Here is a 14,477-nt window from a genome sequence, read left to right as displayed (position 1 = left end):
ACAAATGAAAATCCGGATATGACATTCCGGGTACGGCTCGGGATCCTCTGCTCGCTGTGCGTCGGACCAGCGGACCCACCATGGCATGCGGGTGAACACAAGGTCAGGAACGTCATGGCAAACCTTGACCGTACGTTGACCTTTGGCCCGAGCTCGGTGTGCTGCTACCGCAGCAAGGCCCGCCCGAACCAGTCCTCGCCGTCCCGTACACCCGGCAGCGCGAAGAAGTAGCCGCCGCCGAACGGCGTGACGTAGTCGACCAGCGGCTCACCGGCCAGGCGCCGCTGCACGGTCGCGAACTGCCGCTCCAGATCCTGCTGGTAGCAGCAGAACAGCAGCCCCATGTCCAGGTTGCCGTTGGCGTCCATACCGCGGTCGTAGTTGTACGCGCGGCGCAGTATCCGCTGCCCCTCGCTGTGCGGGGTACGGGGATTGGCCCGGCGGATATGACTGTCCAACGGGATCACCTCACCCTTCGGGTCCCGCGGATAGTCCGGTGCATCGCCCTCGTGGTTGCCGTCCAGGGGTGCCCCGGTGTCGCGGCTGCGGCCGAACATCCGCTCCTGCTCGGTCAGCGAGACCCGGTCCCAGAACTCCACCAGCATGCGGATCAGCCGCACCACTTGATAGCTGCCGCCGACCGCCCACTCCGGTTCGCCCGCACCGCGCCCCACCCACACCAGCCGGTCCATGACGCGGGCGTCCCGCACATCGGGGTTGGCGATCCCGTCCTTGAAGCCCATGAGGTTACGGGGGGCTCCCGAGGGTCGCGGCGGATTGGCGAACCCGTCGAGCCGCCAGCGCACCTGCATCCCGCCACGGGTGTGCCGGGCGATGTCCCGCAGCGCATGCAGCACCGTGTCCGTGCTGTCCGCGCACAGCTGGAGGCTCAGATCGCCGTGGCACCAGGAGGGGTCCAGATCGTCGTCCGGGAAGGACGCCATGGTCTCCAGCCGCAGTGGCTTGCGCCCTCGCAGGCCGAAGCGGTCGTCGAAGAGCGAGGCGCCCACGCCCACCGTCACCAGCGGCCCGCCGGCCGGGAGCTGCGGCCCCAGGATCCCGGAGTCCGGGGGAGGGGCGGTGATTCCGGCCGGGGCCGGGGTGCCGCCGCCGGTCAGGAACCTGGCCCGCTCGGTGAGCGTGCGCAGCAGATCGGTCAGCTCCCGGCGGTTCTCCGCGGTCACGTCGAAGGAGACGAAGGCGGTGCTGCGCCGGGCCGGCGTGCCGATCGCCGCCTGATGGAGGCCGTGGAACGGCACCCGGGCCGTCGCCCCGTCGCCCACCGCCCGCACGTGCCCGCCCGCCGCCGCATCGCCCTCTCCCGCCATCAGACCGGCGCCGGCGACCACCGCCCCGCGCAGAAACCGCCGCCTGCCGACTCCGTCCCCGCCCATGTTCACACCGTTCTCCGTACATCGCACAGCGTCGCCACGGCCGCCAGCCGCTCCACCAGATCACCCATGTCCGCGTCGACCCTCTCCCGCTGTCCGCGCGCGAGGCGGTCGAGCGGCGGCCACTGCCCGTCGCGCCGGGACGCGTCGAGGGCCTGCTGCGTACGGTCCAACTGGGCCTCCAGGCCGGGCAGATCGCCCAGCCGGGTCGCCAGCAGTGGCCGCAGGCGCGCCAGTACGGCACGGGTGCCGTCGAGGTTGGCCCGCGCGGTGGCCAGGTTGCTGCCGCTGCCGTAGTCGGTGCGGCCGGTCAGCTCGAACTGCACGGTGTTCTCCAGGATTTCGTGGGAGCGCAGCCCGAGGTCCGCCGGGTCCATCCGCGCCTGCGCCCAGGTGCTGCGCAACGCCCCCACGGCCTTGGCCAGCGCATCGGCCGGCCCGCGCAGCCGCCCGGTGGACTCCCCGTGCCACAGCCCGTATTCGATGCGGTGGAACCCGGTGAAGTCCTTGTCCCGTACGCCGTCGGGCAGTCCCGCCGTCGTCCCGTTGATCGCCTTGTCCGCATCGCCGAAGGCCCCGTAGGCGGCACCGAGCCGTTCGTACTGGAGGTGGGCCGCCAGCCAGGCCGTACGGGCCGCGGAGCGGTCCCCGCGGTCGACGGCGTCCCGCAGCAGACCGGTCTTGCTCACCAGGCCGTCCATCTGGCCCGTGACCCACTTCTGATACGCCAGCGTCGGCGGGATCAGGTCGTGCTCGGTGACGGGCGCGGCCGCCGGGCCCTTTGCGCCGCCCGAGCCGACCCGGACCGTGGGGCCGGTGACCGCGTCGGCGTCATCGGGCAGGCACATGAACGCGTACGCGCCCCTGCCCAGCCGTACCCGCAGCGGCCGGGCGGTGCCGGGGGCGAGCCCCTCCACCTCCCCGTACACCGCTCCGGTCCGGGCGTCCTTGAGATACACCTCGGCCGCAACACCCGAGGTGTTGCGCAGATCGAAGACCTGGAGGCCGGGCCGCGGGCGGACCCAGCCCCGGCCGCAACGGCTCTGCGAGACCTCCACGCCGGTGTGCACCAGCCCGTCGGCCCCAACCCGCGGCTGCCCGGCCTTCCCGTCCGGGCCGCCGCCCGCCCACAGCAGCACTCCGGCCGCCGACGCCGCGGCCGCCAGTACGACTCCCACCGCCACCAGCGGACGTCGGCCGACGGCCCTCGGGCCGGACCCCGTCGCGGTGACCGGGCGGGCGGGGGCGGTAGGGGCGGTGTGCGGCACTCCACGTCTCCAAGGCGATCGGGCGGCGCCGTACGGACCGGCGACCGGCGGGCCGTCCCGACCACGGATTCTTCCCCTCCGCGCAGCCCGGAACGCCGCAGTGCATGGTAGGCACCCCCGCGGCGCTCGAACGGCCTTCCGCATCTTCCGTGGCCCAGAATTTGCCCGCGGTTCACTCACCACTCTTGTGCTTGACGCCCCGGGGCACGGCGAAGTCCGCGAGCAGCGCGCCGCCGGCGCCGAACTCCGGCCAGGGCACCGGGGACTCCAGGACCGCGAGCCCCGAGGTCGGGAACTTCTCCCGCACCCGCGCCAGCGCCTCGTCGTCGCCCCCGCCGGCCAGGCTCAGCACGAGGTCCTGCACGCCCGGCTGATGGCCGATGAGCAGCAGCGTGCGTACCCCCGCCGGTGTCTCCCGTACGACGTCCAGCAGCCGGGCCGCGCTCGCCCCGTAAACGCGGTCGTCGAACGTCACCGGGGGTGCCGCCGCGAACTGCTCCGCCACCAGCTCCCAGGTCTCACGGGTGCGGCGCGACGGGGAGCAGACCACCGCATCGGGCAGGCATCCGGCGTCGGCCAGCCGGCGTCCGGCGGCCGGTGCGTCCCTGCGGCCCCGGGGGGCGAGGGGCCGGTCACGGTCCTCCGCATCCGGCCACGCCGACTTGGCATGGCGCAGCACGACAAGGCGGAAGGGTCCGGGGCGAGTTGGCCGGGCGTCCGGTGCGGACGGCGTCGACGGCATAGCGGCGGCCCACGTGTTCTGCATGCCCTTCAGTGTCGTCCACGCTCAGGTACACGAAAACCCGGCCCCGCCGACCTCGGCCATTCCGTCGGCCTCCCGCAGGGCGGGGACGGACGCCGTCTGTTGGATCAGCTCGTCGACGACATCGACCAGACGGGACCGGCGGGCGAACGCGGCGCGCTGGCGCTCGGCGCCGCCCCGACCCGTCAGCTCGCCGAGCACCGCGGTCACCGGCGCCAGTTCCCCGTACTCCTCAAGCGCCGGGCGCGCCTGGTCGACCAGGTCCCCCACCAGCCGGGAGACGGGCACGAGCGCGCCGCTGCGGAGGTCGAGGGCGTCGCCGGAGCAGCCGTCGCGGGCGGCGCGCCAGTACGCCGCCCGCAGCAGGGCGGGGCACACCTGCGGCCCCGGATCGCCGGCTGCCACGCGCTCCAGCGCCCGGGCGACCAGGGCGCGGACGAGCGCGGCGAGCGCGGCCGTCTCCTCCAGGCGGGTGGGGACGTCCATGACGCGGATCTCCACCGTGGGCACATGCGCGGAGGGCCGTACGTCCCACAGCAGCGTGTGATCGCCCACCGCCGCCCCCGTCTCCGTCAGGGTCGCGCACAGCCGCTTGTAGTGGTCGGCCGAGGTGAAGTACGGCGGCGGCCCGGCGACCGGCCACTGGCCGCCGGAGACGGTGCGCCAGCTCGCGTAGCCGGTGTCGCGGCCTTCCCAGAAGGGGGAGTTCGCCGACAGGGCGACCAGCAGCGGCAGCCACGGCCGCAGGTGGTTGCAGACGAGGACGGCGTGTTCCAGGTCGGGGACCTGGACGTGGGTGTGCAGGGCGCACAGGGCGTAGCTGTCGTTGAGGGCCCGGTACGCGTCGAGGCCGGGCCGGTAGGCGGGGTCGTCCCGGATCGGCGCGGGGCCGTGCGCCGCCAGGACCGGGGTGCCCGAGGCGGCCGCGCGCAGCCCTTCCGCGGCGGCGGCCGCGACCACCGCCGTACGGATCCGGGCCAGCTGCGCACGCAGGTCGTCCAGGCCGGAGCACGGCGGCGTCTTGGCCTCGAACTGGTACTCGGTCAGCTCGCCCGAGACGCGGTCGCGCAGGATGTCCGCGGCGCGGCGCAGGACCAGGGATCCGGCGGGTACCACGGTGCGGCTGCCGGGGTCGACGAGGAAGTACTCCTCCTCCACCCCCATGGTGGGGCCCTTCTCGCCACGGGTCATGCCGGTGTCCTTCGCTGCCGGGTCCGGGCCGTCCGCCGTGGCCGGGACGTGCTGTGCCGCTTCGCACCTGCGGGGCGGCGACCTGGCAGGTCTCCGCTGCTCCATGGTCGGGTGACGGTTCGGGGCGCGCCACAGCGGTTCACCCACCCGCAGCCGCCGGGGTGCCCGCCCGCCCACCCCGTATCACGCTGATGGCAGGCGCCCGGTGAGGGCGGAGGAACCGGAGCGGCGACGCCCCTCCCGACACCAGCAGGAGTTCCGATGGCCCGCCCCACACCGGCATCCGCCCCCGACCGCCCGGCCGTCACCGGCAAGGTCCCCGACGATCTGCTGCGGGTCAGCGACCTGGACCCGGGGACCCTGGGGCAGGTGCTGGATCTGGCGGGGGCGATGAAACGGGAGCCCCTGGGCTGGGAGCGCAGCCTGCACGGAGCCGCGCTCGGCTGCATCTTCGAAAAGCCGTCCACCCGCACCCGTGTCTCCCTGGCCACGGCCGCCCACCGGCTGGGCATGAGCGCCATCGTGCTCAACCGGGACGAGATGCAGCTCGGCCACGGGGAGACCGTCGCCGACACCACCCGCGTGCTGTCGTCCTACCTCGACGCCCTCACGGTGCGCACCTTCGAGCACAGCACGGTGGAGCAGATGGCCGACGCCGCGACGATTCCGGTCATCAACGCCCTGTCCAACACCCATCACCCCTGCCAGTCCCTGGCCGATCTCCTCGCGCTGCGCGAGCACTTCGGGACCCTGGCCGGGATGACGGCGGCCTTCATCGGCGACGGCACGAGCAACACCTGCAACTCCTTCCTCGCCGCCTGCGCGGCCTCCGGGATGCACCTGAACATCGCCACCCCGCCCGGCTACGAGACCGACGAGGACATCCTCGGCGAGGCCCGGGAGCTGATGGCGCAGACCGGCGGGTCCGTCTCGCTCATGACGGAACCGGCCGACGCCGTCCGCGCCGCCCAGGCCGTCTACGCCGAGGTCCGGGTGCCCATGGACAAACAGCAGGAAGAGGCCGAACGGACCCGGCGCCTGGCCGCCTACCGGGTCGACGACGCGCTGCTCGACCGGGCACCCCGGGAGGCGATGGCGCTGCACTGCCTGCCCGCGCACCGCGGGCAGGAGATCACCTCCGAAGTCCTCGACGGCCCCCGGTCCCTGGTCTGGCGCCAGGCGGCGAACCGGCTGCCCACCGCCCAGGCGGTGCTGCACACCCTCATCACCACGGCCCGCCAGCGGGCGGCCTGACCCCGCACCGGCCGGAACCGCACCGGGGCGCCGCTAAACATCGCGACGGCGCATTTACCCCTATCGTGCCTTTGACTGCTCCATGTGCTGACTCAGGTGATGTATGCCGTTTAGCGTGCTTATGCACTCATCCCTCTCGTGGAGGACGCGGCATGACGGAGAACGGCATCGAGACGACCACCCCCTACGACATCCTCGACCTGGACGTGCGCGAGATCCGCACCGCCGATCCGGCCGAGACATCGGCGATGCTCAGCGGTCTCATGTGCAATCTGTCCCTGTGGACCTGTCCGCTGGATCACCCCGGCACGCATTAGGCGCGGTCACCCGGCCGGCCGTCCGCAGCGGACGGCCGGCCTCTTCATGGGAGGGGACGGTCCATGGGCGAAGGATCGGTGTTCCGGTGCATGGAGCCGGGACTGCTGCGGGCCCCGGTGCATCCGGTGGACCGGGCGCGGCAGCTCCCGCCGGATGCGGGCGGTGACGATGAGGGGTCAAGGGGCGACGGGGGACAGGGCGACGAAGGTCAGCGCATCGAGGAAATGGCCGCCCTGGTAAGGGAGTTGGTCGCCGACCCGCTGGTGGCCGAGGCCGTCGCGGTGGCCAGTCCGCCGCTGGCGCAGACCGTACGGCGGGTGACCGGGGTGACCGGGGTGACCGGGTGCGCGGGCGGCCTGCGGGCGAATGACCTGCGGCGAGCGGTGCGCGCCCTGGCCGGGTACCGGCTGCGGATGGCCGCGCGGGCCACGCCGTTCGGGCTGATGGCCGGGGTCGCGCCGGTGCGGTTCGCCGCGCGGCCGGACGAGACGACGGCGCGCTGGGGCGCCGCCCATCGCCGCGGGGTGCGCCCGGACCGCGCATGGCTGCGGGGGCTGGTGCACGGCCTGGAGCGGCGCCCCGCCGTGCTGCGGCGCCTGCGGGTGGCGGTCAACGATCTGGCGTTCGTACGGGGCGACCGGCTGGTGCTGCCGTACGTACCGCAGACCGACGCCGCCGAGCGCGACGGGGGGCCTGCCGTACGGGAGGTCAGCGTGCGCTGCACCCCCGCCGTGCGGGCGGTACTGGACTGGGCCCGCACTCCGGTACGCGGCGGGGAGCTGGCCGAGCGGCTCGGCGCGCGCTTCCCCGGTGTGCCCCGGCCGGGCATCGAGGCGATGCTGTCCCAACTGGTCTCCCGGCAGCTGCTGCTCAGCGAGCTGCACCCGCCGCTGGAGACCGCGGATCCGCTGGAGCATATGGGGCAGGTGCTCGGGAACGTCCCGCGCGAGGACGTCCCGGAGGCCGACGCCCTGCGCGCGCTCGGCGCGGAGCTGGCCGCCTACGCCGCCCGGCCGGTGGGGCAGGGCGCACCGGCCCATGCCGCGGTGTGCGCACGGATGCGGGAACTGCGCGACGGGGAACGGCCGTTGCAGGTCGATCTCGCGCTGGACGCGGAGGTGTGGCTGCCGCCGGTGGTCGCGCAGGAGGCGGAGGCGGCGGCCGGGCTGCTGTGGCGGCTCTCCGCCACGGAACCGGGCCCGGCCCCGCTGCGCGGCTACCACACCGCATTCCTCGACCGCTACGGCACCGGCCGCCTGGTCCCGGTAACCGAACTCCTCGACGCCGACACCGGGTTGGGCCCCCCGGGCGGGTACCGCTGCCCGCCCGGCCCCCGTACCGCGCCCGTACCGGCGGCCGATCCGGAGCGCGACCGGGCGCTGGCCGCGCTGGCGCAGGAGGCGCTGCTGGCGGGGCGGCGGGAGGTCGTACTGGACGACGGCCATCCGCTGCTGACCCGCTTCGCCCGCGACGAGGGGCGGCCACCGGAGTCGGCGGAGCTGTGTGCGCAACTGCTGTCCGCCTCGCCGGAACGGCTGGCGGCGGGCGACTTCCGGCTGGTTCTGGTCGGCGGCTCGGCGCAGGCCGGGGCGATGGCCGGGCGGTTCGCGTACCTCTTGCCGGCGCAGGCGCGCGAGCGGGTGCGGCGGCTGGCCCGGAGCGCGGGCCCGGCGCCGACGGAGGCACTGCGGGTGCAGGTCAGCGTGCCGCCGGGCCTGGCCCGCGGCGGCAATGTGGCGCAGGTGCCGCGCTGGCTCGATGCGCTGCTGCCGGTGGCCTCGTTCCCCGGGTGCGACCCCGCCGAAGGGCCGGGCCACCGCGGCGGCGACGACACCGGCGACCGTGCGGAGCCGGTCGCCGCCACGCTGCACGACCTCGTCGTGGGCGCCGACACGGAAGCGCTGTATCTGCTCCACGCCACCACCGGACGCCGCGTCGCACCGGCCTTCTTCCATGTCCTCAACCCGCAGTGGCAGGCGCCCAATGCCGTGCGCTTCCTGCGCGACGTCGCCGAGTGCGGGGTCCGAAGGCTGGCGTGGTGGGACTGGGCGGGCGCCGGGGTGCTGCCCTGTCTGCCCCGGGTGCGCTATGGACGGACCGTGCTGGCACCGGCGAGCTGGCGCCCGGACGACGCCCTGCGCGACCGGCAGGCCCCCTACGGCCGGTGGTCGGCGGCCCTGGAGGCCTGGCGGGAACGCCTCCGGGTACCGCACCGCATCCGCGTCGGGACCGCGGACCGCTACCTGGAGCTGGATCTGCACCACCCCGCGCACCGGCGGCTGCTGCGCCAGGAGCTGGCACGCCGCCCGCACACCCTCGTCCAGGAGGCGCCCACCGAGGCGGGGTGCCCGGACGGCTGGTTGTCCGGACCCGACGGGCCGCACCGCGCCGAGGTAATCCTCCCGCTCGTGGCGAGGCGGCGGGAGGCGGACCGGCCGGTCGTCCGGGCACCCCGCGTCCGCCGCCGCGACATCGATGCGCATCAGCCCCAACTGCCGGGCGGCGACTGGCTGTTCGCGACCCTGCACTGCTCCGCGGAACGGCACGACGAGATCCTGGCCGACCATCTGCCCCACCTCGTCGCCGCGCTGCCCGAGCCCGTGGACCGGTGGTTCTTCCTTCGCTACCACGATGTCGAAGGGCCGCATCTCCGGCTGCGTTTCCATGGCCCCGCCGCGGCGCTCAGCACCCAACTGCTGCCCCGTCTCCACCAGTTCGCCGCCTCGTTGCGGCGGGCCCGGCTCGTCCGCCGGCTGGCCCTGGACACCTACGACCCGGAGCTGGAACGGTACGGCGGCCCGGAGGCCATGCCCGCCGCCGAGCGCGTCTTCCACGCCGACAGCCTCGCCACCCTGGAACAGCTGCGCCTGCTGCGCCGCTCGTCGACCGAGCCCGACCCGCTGCTGCTGGCGGCCGCCGGCCAGGTGGCGATGGCGCGCGCCTTCTTCCGGGATGTGCCGGGCGCGGGCGCCACCGGACCCGGCTGGGCCGCCTGGCTGCTGGACACCCTCGCCAAGGACCCCGAGCCGCACCGGCGGTTCCGCAACCGGCTCCGCGAGGCCCTCGCCGTCATCGACCCCGGCGGCGGCCGGGGCTGGCCCGTCGGCGCGCCGGACGGCGCGGCGCTGCGCGAGGCATGGGCGCGACGGGACGAGGCGGTGGCGGCGTACGGCAGGTGCCTGCGGGAACTGGGCCCCGGCGCCTGGTGCACGCCCACCGGAGCGCTGGCCTCGCTGCTCCACCTGCACCACAACCGCTTCGCCGGTGTGGACCGCGCGGCCGAACGGGCCTCCCAGGCCGTGGCCCGCGCGGCCGTACAGGCCCATGTCGACCGCATCCGGCAGGGCCGATGACCGCCTCCGCCGCCGCACCGGCGGACCCCGGAGACCGGACGACGCGCGAGCGCGCACGCCAGGCGGTGTACGAACTGGCCGACGCACCCGACCTGGGCGCCGGCTCCCGGTACCCGCCGGGCCGGGCCCTCTCCCTCGCGGACGGGCACCCGGGCCTGGCCCTGCTGTTCGCCGAGCTGTCCCGTACGGCGCCCCCCGACCGGCGCGAGCGCTACCGCGCCGCCGCGCACGCCCATCTGGCCGCGGCCGCCGCGCAGGTGCGGACCGCCCCGACGGACGGCCTCTTCCAGGGGCCCCCGGCCCTCGCCTTCGCCGCGCACGCCGCCCGGCACGCCCCCGACGACTACGCGCGCCTGCTGCACCGGCTCGACGACCTCCTCGCACGCCGCGTCCGCACCCTGCTGGCCGACGAGAACGCACGTCTGGACGCGGGCCGTCCCGGCACCCGCATCGCCGCGTACGACGCGGTGAGCGGCGCCACCGGACTGGGGCGCCTCCTGCTCGCCCGCCACCACGGACATCCGTCCGCTCGCCAGGGGCCCGAGGCCGGGCTCAGGGCGACGGTGCGCTATCTGATCCGGCTGTCCGGACCCGTCCGGGCCCACGGCCGCACGGTCCCCGGCTGGTGGACACCGGACGGCCCCTCGATGCGACCGGAGCCCGCACTGCCCCGCGGACACCTCAACTTCGGCCTCGCCCACGGCATCGCCGGCCCCCTGGCACTCCTCGCCCTCACCCGCCGCGCGGGCCTCACCGAACCCGGTCACGACGCCGCCCTCACCGCCTTCGCCGAGGCCCTGGCCCACCAGCGACGCGCCGACGGCCAGTGGACGGGCGTCGTCCCGTTCGACGGTCACCCGGACGGCCCGGCCGATCCGCGTCCCGCCGCCGCCCGCACCGCCTGGTGCTACGGCACCCCCGGCGCCGCCTGCGCCCTGCACCTGGCGGCAGAGGCACTGGGCCGTCCCGACTGGTCCCGTACGGCCGTCGCCGCCCTCACCGCGGCGCTGGAGGCACCGCGGGGCGTCACCGACGTGGGCCTGTGCCACGGGTGGGCGGGCCTCCTGCACCTCACCGCCCACCTCGCCCGCTCCTCCGGCGACCCGCACCTCACCGCGCGGGCGGCCGAGTCGGCGGGCCGGCTCCTGGACGCCCTCGCACACGCTGCGCGGTCACGGAGCGTCGCCCGCCGCACGGGACTGCTCGACGGCACCGCCGGTATCGCCCTCGCCCTGCACTCCTGGGCGGCCGATGCTCCTCCCGCCACGGCCTGGGATGCCGCGCTGCTGATCAGGTGACGTCCCGGCCGCGGCGATCCCGTGCACGGTGCCCGTCGGACCGGTGCCCGGCGACCCGCCGGCTCGCCGTGAAAGAGGTCCGGACGGCCCCTGCCGCACCTCCGCGGCGCACTTCACGCTGGAGGCGTGACACCGGCCGAGCGCCGCGGGACCGGCCCCGCCCCCGGCCCCGTCCCGAGGAGGCCGTATGCGCAACGTCCCGCATCTCGTCAGCGACGTGATGACCCGGACCGTGGCCGCCGTCGACCGGGAGGCGCGGTTCAAGGAGATCGTGGAGACCATGGAGCGGCGGCAGGTCAGCGCGCTGCCGGTGCTGGCGGCAGAGGGCCGGGTGGTGGGCATCGTCTCGGAAGCGGATCTGCTGCCCAAGGAGGGCTTCCGGGAGGCGGACCCGGACCGTCTGGAGCGGTTGCGGCGCGTCGACGACGTACGCCGGGCCGAAGCGGTGACGGCGGGGGAGCTGATGACCAGCCCCGCGCTGACCGTGCGGGCCGATGCCACGCTGTCCCAGGCCGCCCGCACGATGGCCCGGAAGTCCGTCAAGCGGTTGCCCGTGGTGGACGGGAACGGGGTGCTGCGGGGCATCGTCAGCCGCGCCGATCTGCTGAAGGTCTTTCTCCGCTCGGACGAGGAACTTGCCGAGGAGATCCGCCGGGACGTCGTCGAGGACCTGTTCGCGGCCCCGGAAAGGGATCTGCGGGTCGCCGTCGTGAACGGGGTGGTCACTCTCAGCGGGCGGGTGCGGGACACGTCCCTGATCCCGGTGGCCGCCCGCCTGGTGCGCGCGGTCGAGGGAGTCGTGGACGTGGAGTTCGACGTGACCGGTCCCGCTGCCCTGCGTCACTCCAGACCGGCGGCATGATCGGGCACATAGGTCTGGAGGTCCCGGGGCGGCCGCCGGTAGCCGGTGGCGGGTGGCCGCGGGGGGAGTTCGAGCGTCTGGGGGGCGACGTCGTGATAGGGCACGGTGGACAGCAGATGGGCGATCATGTTCAGCCGGGCCCGCCGTTTGTCGTCGCTCTCGACGACGTACCACGGCGACTCCGCGATATCCGTGTGGACGAACATCTCGTCCTTGGCCCGTGAGTACTCCTCCCAGCGGGTCAACGACTCCAGATCCATGGGAGAGAGCTTCCAGCGCCGCGTCGGATCGCCGAGCCGCCGCCGGAAGCGCTGCTCCTGCACCTCGTCGCTCACCGAGAACCAGTATTTGCGCAGGAGGATGCCGTCCTCCACGAGCATGCGCTCGAAGACCGGGCACTGCCGCAGGAAGAGCTGGTGCTCCGCGGGGGTGCAGAAGCCCATCACCCGCTCGACGCCCGCCCGGTTGTACCAGCTGCGGTCGAAGAGCACGATCTCGCCCGCGGCGGGCAGGTGCTCCGTATAGCGCTGGAAGTACCACTGGGTCCGCTCACGCTCGGTGGGCTGCGGCAGCGCGGCGATCCGCGCCACCCGGGGGTTGAGGTGCTGGGTGATGCGTTTGATCGTGCTGCCCTTGCCCGCCGCGTCGCGCCCCTCGAAGATCACGACGAGTCGGGCGCCCTCGGCGCGCACCCACTCCTGGAGCTTCACCAGCTCGGCCTGGAGCCGGTAGAGCTCACGCTCGTACAGCGGCCGCGGCAGGGTGCCGCGGCCGCCGTCGTCCGGTTTTTCCGCGCCCGGTTTTTCCGCCATGCGACGACCGTACGGACAAATGCCGGGCACAGCCCGGATGGCGGAGCCGAACGGGGCAGCCCCCGCGGGCGGCGGGAGGGCCGGTCCTCACACGGCTGCGCGGATGTCCCGTGCGACCGGACCCCGCGGTTGCTCCTCCCGCGTGTACGTCACGCGTTCGCCCACCCTCATCGTGGGCCGGTCCCCGTCCGATCCGCTGAGCTCGGCGTACGCGGCGAGGACATCGGCCCCGTCCTCGTCCGCCCGGATGACGGCTTCCTTTCGTCCCTCGCTGACCGCCTGTACGGTTCCCGACCTGCGTTGCGACATCTGTACTCCCGGTGTTTCTGCGGCGCTGCGGTATTACCGCGATTCGCGCGCCTGCTTGGGTGCATGGCTCTGTGGCCACCCGCATGCGGATCTGTGGTCTTGCGCGCCCTCTTCTGGAATCACTGGCAGTGCGTCGGAGAATCGGGAGAGTTCACTGTGAGATCGCAAATCCGGCGGTGCATAGTGCCTCGTCGTTCCTACCCCTAACCGCTTATTCCGCGAAAAATCGGCGTGTGACAGGCCGGTCGCTGCATTGCTGTACTCCCGGCGCGCGAATGGCTGAACGCCCCGTTCCGCGCGCCGTGCGAATTTCCCCGCTCCCCCACCTCTTCTCGCCACCCCTCGCTCCCCTTTCCCGACCCCGTCGCCAAACCCCTTACCTCCCAAGGGAGGTGACAGACGCTCTGTCCTGGGGCTCCTGCGGACCGCCGGAACGCGTGCGGCAGGATGACACCGCGTGCCGGGGTGTCAGCGGACGTCCCGGTGCCTTCGCAGCCCTAGAGACAAGCAGGTGGCAAGGTGACGAGACCTCATATCCGGCGTTCAGCGCGGTCGCTCCTCCGGTCGGCGGGAGTCGGCCGGTGAATCGCGCACTGACCCTGCACGACGCGATCGTCGCGGGAATCGCGCTGGCCGCCGGCATCGTGGCCGGCCTGTTGCTGCGCGCGGTCCTGAAGTGGCTGGGCAAGCACGCGCGCCGGACGCGGTGGAGCGGCGACGACATCATCGTGGATGCCCTTCGCTCCGTCGTGCCCTGGGCGGCACTGTGTGCCGGTCTGGCCGCGGCCACCGCGGCGCTGCCGCTGACGGCGACGGTGGGACGCAACATCTACCGGACGCTCACCGTGCTGCTCATCCTGATCGTCACGCTCACCGCGGCCCGGGTGATCACCGGGTTGGTGAAGTCCCTGGCCCAGTCCCGGTCCGGCGTGGCCGGATCGGCCACCATCTTCGCCAACATCACCCGCATCGTGGTGCTGGCGATGGGCGTGCTCGTCGTGCTGCAAACCCTGGGCATCTCCATCGCCCCGCTGCTCACCGCGCTGGGTGTGGGCGGCCTCGCGGTCGCCCTGGCACTTCAGGACACCCTCGCCAACCTCTTCGCCGGCGTCCACGTCCTCGCCTCGAAGACGGTGCAGCCCGGTGACTACATCCGGCTCAGCAGCGGGGAGGAAGGCTACGTGGTCGATATCAATTGGCGTAACACCGTGGTGCGCCAGCTTTCCAACAACCTGGTGATCATCCCCAACGTCCAGCTGTCCGGCACCAACATGACCAATTTCACCCGGCCGGAACAGCGGCTGACGATCCTGGTGCAGGCGGGGGTCGGTTACGACAGCGATCTCGAACACGTCGAGCGGGTCACCATCGAGGTGGTCAAAAGCGTCATGAAGGATGTCGCCGGAGCCGTCCCGGACCATGAACCGGCCGTTCGTTTCCATACGTTCGGGGACTCCCGGATCGGCTTCACGGTGATTCTCGGTGTCGGAGAATTCAGCGACCAGTACCGGATCAAGCACGAATTCATCAAGCGCCTGCACCAGCGCTACCGGTCCGAGGGCATCAGAATTCCTGCCCCGACGCGCACCGTGGCCTTCCAGCAGTCCGACGGGGCCGCGATACCGCACCAGCGCGAGGCGCCGGACCCGATGCGGTAG

At 73.6% G+C, this 14,477-nt stretch carries 12 protein-coding genes; 6 read left to right on the top strand and 6 right to left on the bottom strand.

Annotated features, from left to right (window positions below; all coding sequences use genetic code 11):
• Positions 1-164 precede the first annotated feature (164 nt).
• From efeB to B1H19_RS06535, 4 genes are all read right to left on the bottom strand, one after another.
• A complete protein-coding gene (gene efeB, locus B1H19_RS06550) occupies positions 165-1,394 on the bottom strand; it encodes an iron uptake transporter deferrochelatase/peroxidase subunit (protein WP_083103669.1) in 1,230 nt (409 codons plus the stop codon).
• 2 nt (positions 1,395-1,396) lie between these two features.
• Positions 1,397-2,659, bottom strand: coding sequence for an EfeM/EfeO family lipoprotein (locus B1H19_RS06545; RefSeq protein ID WP_418361426.1), 1,263 nt, complete (start codon positions 2,657-2,659; stop codon positions 1,397-1,399).
• 172 nt (positions 2,660-2,831) lie between these two features.
• On the bottom strand, positions 2,832-3,401 hold the full coding sequence (locus tag B1H19_RS06540) for a SixA phosphatase family protein (protein WP_083109459.1): 570 nt from the start codon (positions 3,399-3,401) through the stop codon (positions 2,832-2,834).
• Between the two features lie 45 nt (positions 3,402-3,446).
• Complete coding sequence (locus B1H19_RS06535) at positions 3,447-4,613, bottom strand: carboxylate-amine ligase (RefSeq protein WP_083103667.1); 1,167 nt, start codon at positions 4,611-4,613, stop codon at positions 3,447-3,449.
• A gap of 261 nt (positions 4,614-4,874) precedes the next feature.
• Here B1H19_RS06535 and argF point away from each other — a divergent pair, with 261 nt between their 5' ends.
• From argF to B1H19_RS06515, 5 genes are all read left to right on the top strand, one after another.
• A complete protein-coding gene (gene argF / locus B1H19_RS06530) occupies positions 4,875-5,867 on the top strand; it encodes an ornithine carbamoyltransferase (RefSeq protein WP_083103666.1) in 993 nt (330 codons plus the stop codon).
• 152 nt (positions 5,868-6,019) lie between these two features.
• A complete protein-coding gene (locus B1H19_RS38585; RefSeq protein WP_159028018.1) occupies positions 6,020-6,184 on the top strand; it encodes a hypothetical protein in 165 nt (54 codons plus the stop codon).
• 90 nt (positions 6,185-6,274) lie between these two features.
• Positions 6,275-9,538 carry a lantibiotic dehydratase gene (locus tag B1H19_RS06525; RefSeq protein ID WP_159028017.1) on the top strand — a complete coding sequence of 1,088 codons (3,264 nt, stop codon included), beginning with the start codon at positions 6,275-6,277 and terminating at the stop codon, positions 9,536-9,538.
• A complete protein-coding gene (locus B1H19_RS06520; RefSeq protein ID WP_083103664.1) occupies positions 9,535-10,836 on the top strand; it encodes a lanthionine synthetase C family protein in 1,302 nt (433 codons plus the stop codon). The genes B1H19_RS06525 and B1H19_RS06520 overlap by 4 nt, the downstream gene beginning before the upstream one ends.
• A 187-nt stretch (positions 10,837-11,023) precedes the next feature.
• On the top strand, positions 11,024-11,698 hold the full coding sequence (locus B1H19_RS06515; protein WP_083103663.1) for a CBS domain-containing protein: 675 nt from the start codon (positions 11,024-11,026) through the stop codon (positions 11,696-11,698).
• Here the strand turns inward: B1H19_RS06515 and ppk2 are convergent.
• Both ppk2 and B1H19_RS06505 read right to left on the bottom strand, forming a co-directional pair.
• Complete coding sequence (gene ppk2 / locus B1H19_RS06510; RefSeq protein WP_083103662.1) at positions 11,677-12,510, bottom strand: polyphosphate kinase 2; 834 nt, start codon at positions 12,508-12,510, stop codon at positions 11,677-11,679. The genes B1H19_RS06515 and ppk2 overlap by 22 nt on opposite strands.
• An 87-nt stretch (positions 12,511-12,597) precedes the next feature.
• The gene (locus tag B1H19_RS06505; RefSeq protein WP_083103661.1) at positions 12,598-12,819 is read right to left on the bottom strand and encodes a cold-shock protein; all 222 of its coding nucleotides are present in this window, start codon (positions 12,817-12,819) and stop codon (positions 12,598-12,600) included.
• Between the two features lie 581 nt (positions 12,820-13,400).
• Between B1H19_RS06505 and B1H19_RS06500 the strand changes: the two genes are divergently transcribed.
• Entirely contained in the window at positions 13,401-14,477 is a 1,077-nt protein-coding gene (locus B1H19_RS06500; protein ID WP_083103660.1) for a mechanosensitive ion channel family protein, read from the top strand.

Origin of the sequence: Streptomyces gilvosporeus, assembly GCF_002082195.1 — a bacterium.
GTDB lineage: Bacteria > Actinomycetota > Actinomycetes > Streptomycetales > Streptomycetaceae > Streptomyces > Streptomyces gilvosporeus.
This window is presented reverse-complemented; position numbering and strand designations above follow the sequence as displayed.